This window comes from Planctomonas sp. JC2975, from assembly GCF_012985205.1.
Classification (GTDB): domain Bacteria; phylum Actinomycetota; class Actinomycetes; order Actinomycetales; family Microbacteriaceae; genus Humibacter.
In genome coordinates this window covers 735,914-749,197 of sequence record NZ_JABEKS010000001.1, presented here as the reverse complement: position 1 = coordinate 749,197, position 13,284 = coordinate 735,914, and the positions used below count along the sequence as shown (strand labels likewise).

Genomic DNA, 13,284 nt, shown 5'->3' with positions numbered 1-13,284 from the left:
CGTCGTGCCCGGACTCAGCCGGTTTGGACCCCCACCGCGTTCATGGCAGAATAGAAAGCTGTGCCGCGGCACGTGCTCTGCCTCCGGGGAGTCACGCACTGCATTCCGTCCGATCGTGACGGATGCGAGCGGCACGCACACCCATACTTCATCCACTTGATCCGTGCTCGACCGGTGGCGGGCGCAGAGAGCGAATTATCATGCACATCCTCGATGCCGTCGACGCCGCTTCGCTGCGGTCCGACATCCCGGAGTTCCGCCCGGGCGACACCGTCAAGGTGCACGTCAACATCACCGAAGGCAACCGGTCCCGCATCCAGGTCTTCCAGGGCGTCGTCATCGCCCGCAGCGGCGAGAGCGTTCGCGAGACGTTCACCGTCCGCAAGGTGAGCTTCCAGGTCGGCGTCGAGCGCACGTTCCCCGTGCACTCGCCGGTCATCGACCACATCGAGGTCGTGACCCGTGGTGACGTTCGTCGCGCGAAGCTGTACTACCTCCGCCAGCTGCGCGGCAAGAAGGCGAAGATCAAGGAAAAGCGCGACGCGTAGACCCTATTTCGTGGCTGCGGTTCGCAGCCGGTTCCGAGCTCCCGATCCCTTATCCTGGGTCGGGAGCTCGGCCGCTTAACGGGGTTCGGCCGGCCAGGTGCAACTCCTCGGCGCCGCACGGGCGGCCACCGAACGGCGGGATCTCAGGGACAGATGACAGACGACTTTCTGCCGACAGGGTCAGGGCACGCGACTTCGGCGAAGCAGTCGCGTCAGCGCAGCGTGAAGCTCTTCGTGCGCGACCTGGTGATCATCCTGCTGGTCGCCATCCTCGTCTCGTTCCTGATCAAGACGTTCATCGTCCGGTCGTTCTACATTCCGTCGGGGTCGATGGAGAACACCCTGCAGATCAACGATCTGATCATGGTGAACGAGCTGGAGCCGAACCTGATGCCCATCCAGCACGGTGACGTCGTCGTCTTCACCGACCCGGGTGGATGGCTGCCGCCATCGACCGAGAAGTCGACGACCAATCCGATCGAGTGGGTCCTCTCGCTGGTGGGACTGGCGGCGCCGGACAGCGACGATCACCTCGTGAAGCGGGTCATCGGCCTTCCGGGTGACAAGGTCACGTGCTGCAATGCGCTCGGGCAGATGAGCGTGAACGGATCGCCGCTCGACGAGCCGTATGTGAAGCTCGCGGCGGGCGAGACCGATGCAGCATCCGTCCACTTCGATGTGACAGTGCCCAAGGGCGAGCTGTGGGTCATGGGGGACAACCGCTGGGATTCCCAGGACTCCTCCCGCAACCAGAATCTGCCTGGCAAGGGCTTCGTGCCGGAGAAGGATGTCGTGGGGCGCGCCATCCTGATCAGCTGGCCGATCAGCCACTGGACCTGGCTCTCGAACTATCCCGACGTGTTCCGCGGCGCCGAGGACGACAAGCAGTAACGTCGAAGACGTGGCAGCCAGCACGACGACCAGAACCCCGAACGCCGCAGGCACGAAGCAGGCGAAGCGCAAGCGTCCGGTCGTGCCCAACTACCGCTTCGAGGCCGAGCTCTACTCGGCTGGCAGCATGAGCGTCATCGGATGCGACGAAGTCGGCCGCGGCGCCCTCGCCGGGCCAGTCGCGGTGGGAATGGTGGTCGTCGACGCCCAGGTGGGGCGCTGGCCGAAGGGCCTGCGCGACTCGAAGCTGCTCCTCGAGCCGAAGCGCGAGGAGCTGGCCCCGCTCTGCATGAAGTGGGTTCGGCACCACGCCGTCGGACTCGCCTCAGCAGAGGAGATCGACGCGTACGGGATCATGGCGTGCCTCGGCATGGCCGGTGCCCGAGCCTTCGCCGCGTTGCAGGAGGCGGGAGCCGCGCTGACGGCGAGCACGATCATCCTGGACGGCAACTACGACTACCTCTCCAGGGCCCTCCCGATGCAGGTACCTGTCGTGTCGCGCATCAAGGCCGACCAGTCCTGCGCGTCTGTTGCGGCGGCATCCGTCATCGCGAAGGTGCACAGGGACGCGATCATGATCGAGCAGGATTCCGTTCATCCCGGCTACTCCTGGGCCAGCAACAAGGGGTATTCGAGCGAGGCGCACTTCGAGGCGATCCGACAGTTGGGACCGAACGAGTTGCACCGCCGCACCTGGTTGAAGCCCGAGCGCACGTCGGTGCAACTGGCCTTCGACGTGCTCGAGATGGGCCCATCGGATGCCGAGACCGTCGAGTTCGAATCGGGCGAGCCTGCTGGCGCCATCCATGGCTCGGCCCCGAGCGCGCGGCCTGACGCCGCGGCGCCACAGCGTAGACTCTGACGCAAATGGACGAGGACGAATTCGACGACTACGACCGCGAGGTCGAGCTGGCCCTGTACCGCGAATACCGCGACATCGTCTCGCAGTTCAAGTACGTGATCGAGACGGAGCGCCGGTTCTACCTGGCGAACGAGGTCGAGTTCGTGCGGCGGGACACCGCGAACGACTTCTACTTCGAGATCACCATGCACGATGTCTGGGTGTGGGACGTCTACCGTGCCGACCGCTTCGTCAAGTCGGTACGAGTGTTGACGTTCAAGGACGTCAACATCGAGGAGCTCTCCAGCAAGGAGTTCGAGCTCCCGAAGGAGCTCGCGCTCGACGAGTGACGGCGCAGCCGTCCGCGACGCATCGGCCGTCCGGAGGTCGACCTTCGTCCGTGACCGCCGCGTACTAGTCCTCCACAACCTGCCCTTCTGGCGGGATGTCTCGCAGAGGGCACATCCGCGTCATCCGCCTTTTCGCCCTGCGCCACTCTGGCGGGGGAGGCAGCGATGGCGAAGAAGGATGAGCTGGGACGGCGCGGCGAGGATCTCGCGGCCCGTTATCTGAGGCAGCAGGGGTACCGGATCCTTGCGAGGAACTGGCGTTGCACGCAGGGCGAGATCGACATCGTCGCCGAGCGGGCTGGAGCCGTAGCGGTCGTCGAGGTCAAGACGCGATCGTCGACACTGTTCGGGCATCCGTTCGACGCGATCACACCCGTCAAGGCCGCGCGATTGCGACGCCTCGCCGCGCAGTGGTGCGACGAAACCGGACGCGCGGCCGACAGCCTTCGGATCGACGCCGTCGCCGTGCTGGCTCCGCCGGGACTCGCCGACTCCCAGGTGCTCATCGAGCATCTGGTCGGTGTGTGCTGATGGCCATCGCTCGCACGCGCGGCATCGCACTGGTCGGCATCACGCCGCATGTCGTGGACATCGAGGCCGACATCTCGCCCGGTCTTCCCGGCTTCTGGGTGATCGGACTTCCGGACGCCGCGCTCGGCGAGGCCCGCCATCGGGTTAGAGCGGCGGCGGCGAACTCCGGACTACCCATCACGTCCCGCAAGCTCACCGTGAGCCTGTCGCCTGCGGCGTTGCCGAAGCACGGCGGCGGATTCGACTTGGGTATCGCCATGGCGGCACTCGCAGCAGCGGGCGACGTCCCCGCGGATTCCGTCGGCGGAACGGTGCACCTCGGAGAGCTCGGGCTCGACGGCAGGCTCCGACCCACGCCGGGTGTCCTGCCGGCCGTGATCGGCGCCGCGCGGGCGGGGATGCGACGCGTGATGGTGCCGGCGGCGAACGAGTCTGAGGCGCGTCTCGTGCCCGACATCGAGGTGCTGGCCGTGTCGTCTCTGCGGGAAGCGGCGATCGCGCACGGCTCGGACCTCGACCCCGTGCCCGTCGAACCCTGGGAGGTGTCGGCGACGGCGGCCGACGACGATGACTCGTCCTCGCTGGATCTGGCAGACATCGTGGGCAACGAAGAAGCGATCGAGGCACTCACGATCGCTGCGGCGGGCGGTCATCACCTGTTCCTCCTCGGGCCGCCCGGGGCCGGCAAGACGATGCTCGCCGAACGACTCCCCGGACTTCTGCCGGATCTTCCCGTCGAAGCATCCCTCGAGGCGACGTCCATCCGATCCTTGGCCGGCGATCCGGTCTCCGCTCTCGTGACTCGGCCGCCTTTCGAGGCTCCCCATCACACGGCCACCGCCGCTGCGATCGTCGGCGGAGGCAGCGCGCAGATCCGTCCCGGAGCCGCAGTGCGCGCAGCCCATGGCGTCCTGTTCCTCGACGAGGCACCGGAGTTCCCGAGTTCCGTGCTCGACGTACTGCGCCAACCTCTCGAGTCCGGGCGGATCCGCATACACCGCGCGAACGCCGTTGCCACCTTCCCCGGTCGTTTCCAGCTCGTCCTGGCCGCGAACCCCTGCCCGTGCGGTCAATACGGTGCCGCCGATGCCGAATGCACGTGTGCGCCTTCGACGCGCAGGCGCTATATGGCCAAGATCTCTGGTCCGCTCCTCGACCGGGTGGACATCCGCCTCAGCGTGCGGCGCATCACCGCGGCGCAGCTCAAGCTCGCGGGAACGGCCAAGGGCGCGACGACCGCGACCGTTCGCGCTCGTGTGACGGCTGCCAGAGCGGCGGCAGCTGCGCGGCTGTCGGAGACCCCGTGGCGGACCAACGCAGAGGTGCCAGGTTCCTGGCTGCGCGAGCATTCGCGGATGCTTCAACGCGGCTCGACCGCGGTCCTCGATCGGGCGCTGGAACGCGGCGCGCTCACCATGCGCGGATACGACAGGTCGCTCCGTCTGGCATGGACTATCGCCGACGTCGCCGGCGCGGATCACCCCAGCGCCGAGCACATCGGCACGGCGCTGTACCTCAGGAAGGGAATCGGAGCATGACCCTGTTCGGGCTCGACGAGGCGAACGTCCGACGTCTGGTCGCCGGGGTGACCACGGAATCGGAACTGGAGGACACCGACGTAGCCGACAGATTCGCACGTGCTGCATGGTCCGTCATCACGGAGCCAGGCGACGGCATCGCGGGCACACTGGCCGCCGAACTAGGCGCAGCGGATGCGCTGACCTACGTCCTCGACACCGCTGACCGCTCCCGGCTCGCGTGCCCCGCCCCGGCTGGAAGCCGCGGCGGCTCGGCCGGCTCGGTCGTGACGGTCGGTTCGCCCGGCGTCGAGCGGATGACCGACGTGCCTGGATCGGCACCGAGCCAGGACGGAACCGCGCGCGTCGGTCGTGCAACAAGCGCGCCGGATCCGATCGTGGACGAGTCCCACCGCACGAGGATCGACGAGCCGCCGGCCGGATCGGACCAACTCAAAGCAGCGCTCCACCGATGGCGGCCGCGACTGCGTTCGGCGGATGTGGAGCGTGCACTGACCTCGGCGGCACGGATCCACGCGGAGCTTCTCGTGCCAACCGGATCCGGCGGCCCGACCGCACCGTGGCCGTGGGGAGTCGACGATCTCGGATCCCATGCACCAATCGCGCTCTGGGCCAGAGGCGACCCGTCGCGGATCTCGGACGTTCGATCGACGGTGGCCCTGGTCGGTGCCCGCGCAGCCACCGGATACGGCGAGCACGTGGCGAGCGAGCTCTCCGCCGGACTCGCGGATCTCGGCAACACGATCGTGTCCGGCGCCGCCTATGGCATCGACGGGACAGCCCATCGTGCAGCGCTCGCCGTCGGCGGACTCACATTCGCATTCCTCGCCGGCGGCGTCGACCGGTTCTATCCAGCAGGTCATGACGACCTGCTGCGGCGGGTCGTCGAGCACGGTCTCGTGCTCTCCGAGCTTCCATGCGGCGCCGCACCCACGAAGTGGCGATTCCTGCAACGGAATCGGCTCATCGCCGCAGCCAGCGCGGTGACCGTCGTAGTCGAGGCGGGAGCGCGGTCCGGCTCACTGAACACCGCCGGGCACGCCGCGGCGCTCGGGCGTCCGCTGGCCGCCGTTCCCGGACCCGTCACATCACCGGCGTCTGCAGGATGTCATCGCCTCTTCCGCGAATACGACGCTGTCTGCGTCACGAACACGAGGGACGTTGCAGAGCTGATCGCTCCTGAGGCGTCTGGACCAGCTTCGGCCGCGATCGACGGGCCCGAGACGAAGCGCATCGTGGATGCGCTCAGCACGCGGGCAGGGCGCACAGCCGATGAGCTCGCGACGCTCGCCGGTCTCAGCGTGGCGTCGACCCTCGCTGTGCTCGGAGGCTTGGAGCTCGACCGACGCGTCCGTGAGCAGGGCGGCGGCTGGGTCGCCGTGTCTGCACAGCGATGACCGCACGCCGCCGCAGGTCTTCGATGACGAGCCGCCGCAGACGACACCGTCGGGCCGGGTCCGCGCCGGGCGCGGTCCACGCCCACCTGTGCCCACTCCGGGCCGCCGTCCAGGCCCACTTTGTCCACGCGCCTGACCGTGTCCACGTCGGGCCGGGTCCACGCCAACTGTGTCGCCGTACCGCGTCCACTCATGGCCGGGGCCACGCCCACTGTGTCCAGGCGCCTGACCGCGTCCACGCCGGGCGGGGTGTCCTCGGTCGTTGGACGGCGAACCGGCGACATGCTGGTGACATGTCCTGGGACGTCGCCATCCACGAATACGAGTCGTTCCTGCGCTCGGAGCGCGGCTACTCGACGAGTACGGTGCGGTCCTACGGATCAGATCTGCGTGCGCTCGCCGCTTTCGCTCTCGACCACGGATGTGCCGCGCCGGCAGAGCTCGATCTCGGGCTGCTCAGGGATTGGCTCTGGAAGGCGCAGCAAGACGAGCTGGCGAAGGCGTCCATCGCGCGGCGCGCTGCGACTGTCCGTGGCTTCACCGCGTGGTCGGAACGCACAGGACGAGCACCGACGGACGCCGGCCGGCGACTTCGCGCCCCCAAGCCCGACCGGAGACTCCCGCGGGTCGTGACCAAGGAGCAGGCATTCGACCTGCTTGAGTCGCTCATGTTACGAGCCGGGGACGGCGATCCCATCGCCCTCCGCGACGTGGCGATCGTCGAGCTCCTCTACGCGTCGGCCCTGAGGGTCTCGGAGCTCACCGGCATCGACGTCGACGACGTGGACCTGGATCGTCTCACGGTGCGCGTCACCGGCAAAGGATCCAAGGACCGGGTGACGCCGTTCGGCGTCCCGGCCCTGAACGCGATCGTGGACTACCTCCGCCAGGCGCGTCCGGCGCTCGTTGCACGACGGTCCACTTCCAGTGCCACGACTGGCGGCGCCACGACGCTTGCAGATACGACGCTTGCAGATACGACGCCTGCAGACACGACGCCTGCAGACACGACGCCTGCAGACACCGCCTCTGCAGACACGATCGCTGTCCATACGTCGCCCAGCGATGCGACCTCTGCCGGTGCCACGCGGAGCGACGGCGCGCTGTTCCTCGGTGCGCGAGGCGGACGGGTGAATCCGCGCACGGTGTACCGCCTGGTGTCGGCGCTGCTGGAGGAACTGCCCGGATCCGGGCCGTCCGGCCCGCACACGCTGCGCCACACGGCGGCCACCCACTTGCTCGACGGTGGTGCGGATCTCCGCGCCGTGCAAGAACTCCTCGGACACGCAAGCCTGGGCACGACCCAGATCTACACTCACGTATCTGCGGAACGCCTCAAGGAGAGCTACCAGAGGGCGCATCCGCGCGCGTGACCGAACACACTTCCCGCGTGCAGGACCTCCCGGTCCTGCACGCTCACGTTTCGGTGCTAGCCGCGACGGAAGGGCCAGCGGCTTGAGCGGCTAGCCTCGCCGCGACGGAAGGGCCAGCGGCTTGAGCGGCTAGCCTCGCCGCGACGGAAGGGCCAGCGGCTTGAGCGGCTAGCCTCGCCGCGGTGGAGGGGTCAGCGGCTTGAGCGGCTAGCCAGCCGCTACGGAAGGGCGAGCGGCTTGAGAGACTAGTCGTGGTGGATTACTCGCAGTCCGGCGGCGATCATCACGCGAGGTCCGGGTCTTTCGACGGCGAGCGTCGTTGTGGTTCCGCATCGTTCGCGGTCAGCCCCGATCCCGGATGGGCAGCAGCACGGCGCGCGGCACCCCGCCGAAGAACCGCAGAGGCGACACGTACTGTCCGGCGACACGCACGCCAAGGTGAACGCACGACTGCGAGCAGTGGCCTCCGGTCGCGACGACTCCCACGGTTGCGCCTCGTGCAACGAGGTCCCCTGCGACAAGGCTCGTCGTCACCGGCTCGAGGCTGATCAGCACGCCGGAGCTCGTCGCGATCGTCAAGGTCGGACGATCGACGACCACGCCGGCGAAGCGCACTGTTCCGCCTTCGGGTGCTCGCACGAGCTGTCCCGGATTCGTCGGCAGATCGATACCCCGATGACCTGCCGCGTACCGGGACACCGGCGCCTCGAATCCCCGCGCGACGGCATGCGGACCGGGAAACGGCCAGACCCACGTGCCAGCGGGGAGAGCGGCGACGCTTCTCGGCGTCGCATGCGCACCTGGCGCATCCCTGCCGGTCGCATGGTTTCTCCCGCTCGCATCCGCCGGCTCGGGGTTGCCGACGGATGCGAGCGCGACCGCCGCCGCCGCGAGAACGGCCACCGCTCGGGTAGCGGTGTGGGATCGCGGCGACGGCATGGGTCGATCTTGGTGCGATTCGGGACCCGGATTGGAGCCGCTGCCGCCATCTGTGGACCATGCGCGGATCGCGAAATTGGGGTGGGGGAGTGCCTCGGCGAATCGCAGGAGCAGCAGCACTGCGAATCGCACGAGCAGCAGAACGGCGCGCGCGTCCATACGGCTCGTCCCTGGCTGACGCCGATACCCGGTGTAGCGTGCTAACAGACTCACGGGGGGTGAGATGGATGTCCGACACGTCCAATTCAGGGGGCAGTTCCGGCAGCGCGACGCCGGGCGGCTCGCGATCGGCGATGGGAACGGCGCATCGGGGGAAAGTGCTCGGCGTCACCATTTCGGCGGCGCTGGGCGGTCTGCTGTTCGGGTTCGACACATCGGTCATCAACGGCGCGGTCGATTCGATCCAGCACACGTTCGAACTGGGCGCGGCTGCGATCGGATTCACCGTCGCAATCACGCTGATCGGCTGCGCCGTCGGCGCGTGGTTCGCCGGTCAGCTCGCGGACGCCTGGGGCCGCAAGTCCGTCATGGTGCTCGCGGCGATCCTGTTCGTGGTGAGCTCCGTCGCCTCCGCGCTCGCCTTCGCCGACTGGTTCCTCATGACCTGGCGATTCATCGGCGGTCTCGCGATCGGCATCGCCTCGGTGATTGCGCCCGCATACATCGGCGAGATCGCGCCCGCGCGGCTCCGTGGTGGTCTGAGCTCCCTGCAACAGCTGGCGATCACGCTCGGAATCTTCCTCGCGCTGCTGTCGGATGCCGCACTCGCCGGCTCGCAGGGCGACGCGATGCGTCAGCTCTGGTTCGGCCTCCCTGCCTGGCGCTGGATGCTGCTCGTCGGAGTCGTCCCGGCCGTCGTCTACGGCATCCTGTCGCTGTCCATCCCTGAGTCGCCGCAGTACCTCATCCGCAAGGGCAGACGGGACGATGCGAAAGCCGTCGTGCGCGACGTGACGGGCGCGATCGACATCGATCGACGCATCCACGAGATCGAGGACAGCCTGGAAATCGAGCGACGCGCCACGTATCGCGACCTTCGTGGCAAAGCCCTCGGCCTTCAGCCGATCCTCTGGATCGGCATAGGGATGGCCGCGTTCCAGCAGCTGGTAGGCATCAACGCGATCTTCTACTACTCCACGACACTCTGGAAGTCCGTCGGCTTCTCGGCGAGCGACTCATTCGTCACCTCGGTCATCACGTCGGTGATCAACGTGGTGTTGACGTTCGTCGCCATCCTCTTCGTCGACCGGGTCGGTCGCAAGGCGCTCCTGCTCTGGGGATCCGCCGGCATGTTCGTCGGTCTCGTTCTCGCGGCGGTCTCGTTCGCGCAGGCGCACGTCTCCGGTTCGACCGTCACGCTGCCCGAGCCGTGGGGCGTCATCGCCTTGATCGGTGCCAACCTGTTCGTCGTCTTCTTCGCCGCCACGTGGGGACCCGTGATGTGGGTCGTGCTGGGTGAGGTGTTCCCGAACAAGATCCGCGGACTGGGCCTCGGCATCGCGGCGGCGTTCAACTGGGTGTTCAACTTTCTCGTCACGCTGCTGTTCCCGATCCTCAGCCAGGCGGTCGGCCTCGGCTGGGTCTACGCCGGATTCGCGCTCTTCGCGGCGCTCTCGTTCTGGTTCGTGTTCTCGGCTCTGCCCGAGGTGACGGGGCTCGAGCTGGAGGACAAGTCGAAGCTGGAGCACATCCACAGGGATCGCGCGACCGCCTGAGTGACGCGGCCCACCGAGGTCCGTTCGTCGAAGTCGTGCGAGCGGATGACGGTGCCGGTGCGCCCGCGGATGAGAGCGCTCGCCCCCTTCGGTCCGCCCGCCTGTCCGCGTGCGCGGGTGCCCTGCCGCTGCGCGAACAGACGGTATCCGTCCTGTTATGATTGTTCGGCACCCCGCGCGTCGGGGTGACTACGCGCGCCCGTTCGTCGGCACGGCAACCGTTCATCCGGAAGCCGGATCGCAGCACAGAAATCCCAAGGTTCTCGATTCACGTCGAGGGGGATCACTGTCGGGCGCCAGGCGCGAAGCCGACCGGCTCTCGCGAAGAAACCGACCAGGCATCAGCGGCACGTCGTGCCCGATGCCGAGAACAGGAGAACGGCCATGGCCGTCGTCACCATGCGCCAGCTGCTCGACAGCGGCGTCCACTTCGGACACCAGACCCGTCGCTGGAACCCGAAGATGAAGCGCTTCATCCTCACGGAGCGCTCCGGCAGCTACATCATCGATCTGCAGCAGTCGCTCGCGTACATCGACAAGACGTACGACTTCGTCAAGGAGACGGTCGCCCACGGCGGCACCATCCTCTTCGTCGGCACCAAGAAGCAGGCCCAGAACGCCATCGCCGAGCAGGCGCAGCGCGTCGGCCAGCCCTACGTGAACCAGCGCTGGCTGGGCGGTCTGCTCACCAACTTCCAGACGGTCTCCAAGCGTCTTGCACGCATGAAGGAGCTCGAGGAGCTCGACTTCGAGGGCACCACGAGCGGCTTCACCAAGAAGGAACTGCTCATCAAGAAGCGCGAGCTCGACAAGCTACACAAGTCGCTCGGCGGCATCCGCAACCTGTCCAAGACCCCGAGCGCGATCTGGGTTGTCGACACCAAGAAGGAGCACCTCGCCATCGACGAGGCGAAGAAGCTCGGTATTCCGGTGATCGCCATCCTCGACACCAACTGCGACCCCGACGAGGTGCAGTACCCGATCCCGGGCAACGACGACGCGATCCGCTCCGTCAGCCTGCTCACCCGCATCGTGGCCGACGCCGCGGCAGAGGGTCTCATTCAGCGCCACCAGAAGCCCGAAGAGGGAGAAGAGGGCGCCGAGCCGCTGGCCGAGTGGGAGCGCGAGCTCCTCGAGACGGGCGACGGCGTTCAGCAGAGCGCTGAGACCGCACGTGTCGCCGACGCCGACCTCGCCGAGGGCAAGGCCGAGGCCGCTGCCGTCGTGAACGAGGAGGCCGAGCAGATCGAGGCCACCGAGTCCGACGCCGACGTCGAGGGCGCTTCCGCAGAGGCAGAGGCCGTCGTCGAGGCGGATGCCACCGCCGAGGGCGACGCCGCAGAGGCCAAGTAACAACAACTTCGAACCGAGGAGTTCACACCACCATGGCAAACGTCAGCATCGCCGACATCAAGGCGCTGCGCGAGCAGCTCGGCACCGGCATGGTCGACACCAAGAAGGCGCTCGAGGAGGCCGATGGAGACATCGAGAAGGCCACCGAGATCCTGCGCCTGAAGGGTGCCAAGGGCAACGCCAAACGTGCCGACCGCTCCACCAGCGAGGGCCTCGTGACGGCTCGTGAGCACGGCGGTCGCGCCTACATGCTCGAGCTGAACTGCGAGACCGACTTCGTGGCGAAGAACGACAAGTTCATCGCCCTGGCCGGCGGCATCGAGGAGGCCGTGGTCGAGGCAGGCGCCACCACGCTGGAGGAGGCGCTCGCAGCCCCGGCCGCGACCAAGACCGTCGCCGACGTCATCAACGACGAGGCCGCGATCCTGGGCGAGAAGGTCGAGCTACGTCGCTTCGCCAGCCTCGACGGCGAGCACTTCTCGATCTACCTGCACAAGACGTCGAAGGACCTGCCCCCGCAGGTCGGCGTCATCGTCGCCTACTCGGGCGACGACGCCGAGACCGCTCGCAGCATCGCTCAGCACGTCTCGTTCGCGAACCCCGAGTACCTCACGCGCGATGAGGTTCCTGCCGAGGCGGTCGAGAACGAGCGTCGCATCGTCGAGGAGATCTCGCGCAACGAGGGCAAGCCCGAGGCCGCGCTCCCGAAGATCATCGAGGGCCGTCTGAACGCGTACTTCAAGCAGGTCTCCCTGCTCGACCAGGACTACGCGAAGGACAACAAGGTCACGGTGGCGAAGGTGGCCAGCGACGCAGGCCTGACCGTCACCGGGTTCGCCCGGTTCAAGGTCGGCGCGTAACAGCGTTGAGAAGGAGTCCGGACCCTGTGGGTCCGGGCTCCTTTTCTGTGCCAGCACGCGGATCGGATGCCGGGACGCCGCTCGCGCAGACGTCCGCACGCCGGTCTCGGGTGATTCACGGCGAAGCATCGTCGTGAAGGCGGTGACCGCAGAGCCGGTCACCATTACGTTAGATTCCAGACATCTCAGAAGGGACTCTCACATGGCAGCTGCACCGAGACGGAGGGTCCTTCTCAAACTGTCCGGCGAGGCCTTCGGGGGCGGTTCCCTCGGCGTCAATCCCGACGTCGTCGGCTCCCTCGCCCGCGAGATCGCCCGCGCCGCCGAGGACGTCGAGGTCGCGGTGGTCGTCGGTGGAGGCAACTTCTTCCGCGGGGCCGAGCTCAGCCAGCGCGGTATGGATCGCGGTCGGGCCGACTACATGGGCATGCTCGGCACGGTGATGAACGCACTCGCGCTCCAGGACTTCCTCGAGCAGGCGGGGGCCGAGACCCGCGTGCAGTCGGCCATCAGCATGACCCAGGTGGCCGAGCCGTACATCCCGCGTCGAGCGGAGCGCCACCTCGAAAAGGGACGCGTCGTCATCTTCGGCGCCGGCGCCGGCCTGCCGTACTTCTCGACGGACACGGTGGCAGTGCAGCGTGCGCTGGAGATCGGCGCACACACGGTCCTGATGGCCAAGAACGGCGTCGACGGCCTCTACAGCGACGATCCGCGCAAGAACCCCGACGCCGTCAAGCTGGAGCGCATCACCTATCAGGATGCTCTGGTCCGCGACCTCAAGGCCATCGATGCGACCGCGCTCAGCCTCTGCCGCGACAACTCGATGCCGATGCAGATCTTCGGGATCGAGCCCGAAGGAAGCGTGACCGACGCCATCCTCGGGAAGGAACTGGGCACGATCGTCGGCGGCTGAGTCCGCGCCGGCACGGCGCCGTTTCCCGGCGT

General features: G+C 67.6%; 13 protein-coding genes. 12 read left to right on the top strand and 1 reads right to left on the bottom strand.

What is annotated here, in order from left to right:
• Nucleotides 1-200: 200 nt before the first annotated feature.
• The 8 genes from rplS to HII28_RS03530 all read left to right on the top strand — a co-directional run bounded on the left by rplS (nt 201) and on the right by HII28_RS03530 (nt 7,469).
• A complete protein-coding gene (rplS, locus tag HII28_RS03565; RefSeq protein ID WP_170024150.1) occupies nt 201-548 on the top strand; it encodes a 50S ribosomal protein L19 in 348 nt (115 codons plus the stop codon).
• A 153-nt stretch (nt 549-701) separates the two neighbouring features.
• Nucleotides 702-1,439 (top strand): signal peptidase I, encoded by a 738-nt coding sequence (gene lepB, locus HII28_RS03560; RefSeq protein WP_170024149.1) that lies wholly within the window; start codon nt 702-704, stop codon nt 1,437-1,439.
• Between the two features lie 10 nt (nt 1,440-1,449).
• Nucleotides 1,450-2,301 carry a ribonuclease HII gene (locus HII28_RS03555; protein WP_346769168.1) on the top strand — a complete coding sequence of 284 codons (852 nt, stop codon included), beginning with the start codon at nt 1,450-1,452 and terminating at the stop codon, nt 2,299-2,301.
• A gap of 5 nt (nt 2,302-2,306) precedes the next feature.
• The gene (locus tag HII28_RS03550; protein WP_170024148.1) at nt 2,307-2,630 is read left to right on the top strand and encodes a DUF2469 domain-containing protein; all 324 of its coding nucleotides are present in this window, start codon (nt 2,307-2,309) and stop codon (nt 2,628-2,630) included.
• A 165-nt stretch (nt 2,631-2,795) separates the two neighbouring features.
• Nucleotides 2,796-3,161: a YraN family protein gene (locus HII28_RS03545; RefSeq protein ID WP_170024147.1), complete on the top strand. Its 366-nt coding sequence runs from the start codon at nt 2,796-2,798 to the stop codon at nt 3,159-3,161.
• Nucleotides 3,161-4,699, top strand: a complete 1,539-nt coding sequence (locus HII28_RS03540; protein WP_170024146.1) for a YifB family Mg chelatase-like AAA ATPase — start codon at nt 3,161-3,163, stop codon at nt 4,697-4,699. The genes HII28_RS03545 and HII28_RS03540 overlap by 1 nt, the downstream gene beginning before the upstream one ends.
• The gene (dprA, locus tag HII28_RS03535) at nt 4,696-6,096 is read left to right on the top strand and encodes a DNA-processing protein DprA (RefSeq protein WP_170024145.1); all 1,401 of its coding nucleotides are present in this window, start codon (nt 4,696-4,698) and stop codon (nt 6,094-6,096) included. The genes HII28_RS03540 and dprA overlap by 4 nt, the downstream gene beginning before the upstream one ends.
• Nucleotides 6,097-6,389: 293 nt before the next feature.
• A complete protein-coding gene (locus HII28_RS03530) occupies nt 6,390-7,469 on the top strand; it encodes a tyrosine recombinase XerC (RefSeq protein WP_170024144.1) in 1,080 nt (359 codons plus the stop codon).
• 342 nt (nt 7,470-7,811) lie between these two features.
• Here the strand turns inward: HII28_RS03530 and HII28_RS03525 are convergent, their stop codons facing one another.
• Nucleotides 7,812-8,567 (bottom strand): M23 family metallopeptidase, encoded by a 756-nt coding sequence (locus tag HII28_RS03525; RefSeq protein ID WP_170024143.1) that lies wholly within the window; start codon nt 8,565-8,567, stop codon nt 7,812-7,814.
• A 68-nt stretch (nt 8,568-8,635) separates the two neighbouring features.
• On the opposite strand from HII28_RS03525, the gene HII28_RS03520 reads away from it, so the two are divergent.
• The 4 genes from HII28_RS03520 (at nt 8,636) to pyrH (ending at nt 13,252) form a co-directional block, all read left to right on the top strand.
• The gene (locus HII28_RS03520; RefSeq protein WP_170024142.1) at nt 8,636-10,123 is read left to right on the top strand and encodes a sugar porter family MFS transporter; all 1,488 of its coding nucleotides are present in this window, start codon (nt 8,636-8,638) and stop codon (nt 10,121-10,123) included.
• 384 nt (nt 10,124-10,507) lie between these two features.
• Nucleotides 10,508-11,476, top strand: a complete 969-nt coding sequence (gene rpsB / locus HII28_RS03515) for a 30S ribosomal protein S2 (RefSeq protein ID WP_170024141.1) — start codon at nt 10,508-10,510, stop codon at nt 11,474-11,476.
• A gap of 32 nt (nt 11,477-11,508) precedes the next feature.
• Nucleotides 11,509-12,336: a translation elongation factor Ts gene (gene tsf, locus HII28_RS03510; protein WP_170024140.1), complete on the top strand. Its 828-nt coding sequence runs from the start codon at nt 11,509-11,511 to the stop codon at nt 12,334-12,336.
• Between the two features lie 202 nt (nt 12,337-12,538).
• Nucleotides 12,539-13,252, top strand: a complete 714-nt coding sequence (pyrH, locus tag HII28_RS03505) for a UMP kinase (RefSeq protein WP_170024139.1) — start codon at nt 12,539-12,541, stop codon at nt 13,250-13,252.
• Nucleotides 13,253-13,284 lie beyond the last annotated feature (32 nt).

Bases quoted from the DNA above. Each gene is read 5' to 3' on its own strand.
- rplS (WP_170024150.1), top strand. From the start codon at position 201: ATGCACATCCTCGATGCCGTCGACGCCGCTTCGCTGCGGTCCGACATC.
- lepB (WP_170024149.1), top strand. From the start codon at position 702: ATGACAGACGACTTTCTGCCGACAGGGTCAGGGCACGCGACTTCGGCG.
- HII28_RS03550 (WP_170024148.1), top strand. From the start codon at position 2,307: ATGGACGAGGACGAATTCGACGACTACGACCGCGAGGTCGAGCTGGCC.
- HII28_RS03545 (WP_170024147.1), top strand. From the start codon at position 2,796: ATGGCGAAGAAGGATGAGCTGGGACGGCGCGGCGAGGATCTCGCGGCC.
- HII28_RS03540 (WP_170024146.1), top strand. From the start codon at position 3,161: ATGGCCATCGCTCGCACGCGCGGCATCGCACTGGTCGGCATCACGCCG.
- dprA (WP_170024145.1), top strand. From the start codon at position 4,696: ATGACCCTGTTCGGGCTCGACGAGGCGAACGTCCGACGTCTGGTCGCC.
- HII28_RS03530 (WP_170024144.1), top strand. From the start codon at position 6,390: ATGTCCTGGGACGTCGCCATCCACGAATACGAGTCGTTCCTGCGCTCG.
- HII28_RS03525 (WP_170024143.1), bottom strand. From the start codon at position 8,567: ATGGACGCGCGCGCCGTTCTGCTGCTCGTGCGATTCGCAGTGCTGCTG.
- HII28_RS03520 (WP_170024142.1), top strand. From the start codon at position 8,636: ATGTCCGACACGTCCAATTCAGGGGGCAGTTCCGGCAGCGCGACGCCG.
- rpsB (WP_170024141.1), top strand. From the start codon at position 10,508: ATGGCCGTCGTCACCATGCGCCAGCTGCTCGACAGCGGCGTCCACTTC.
- tsf (WP_170024140.1), top strand. From the start codon at position 11,509: ATGGCAAACGTCAGCATCGCCGACATCAAGGCGCTGCGCGAGCAGCTC.
- pyrH (WP_170024139.1), top strand. From the start codon at position 12,539: ATGGCAGCTGCACCGAGACGGAGGGTCCTTCTCAAACTGTCCGGCGAG.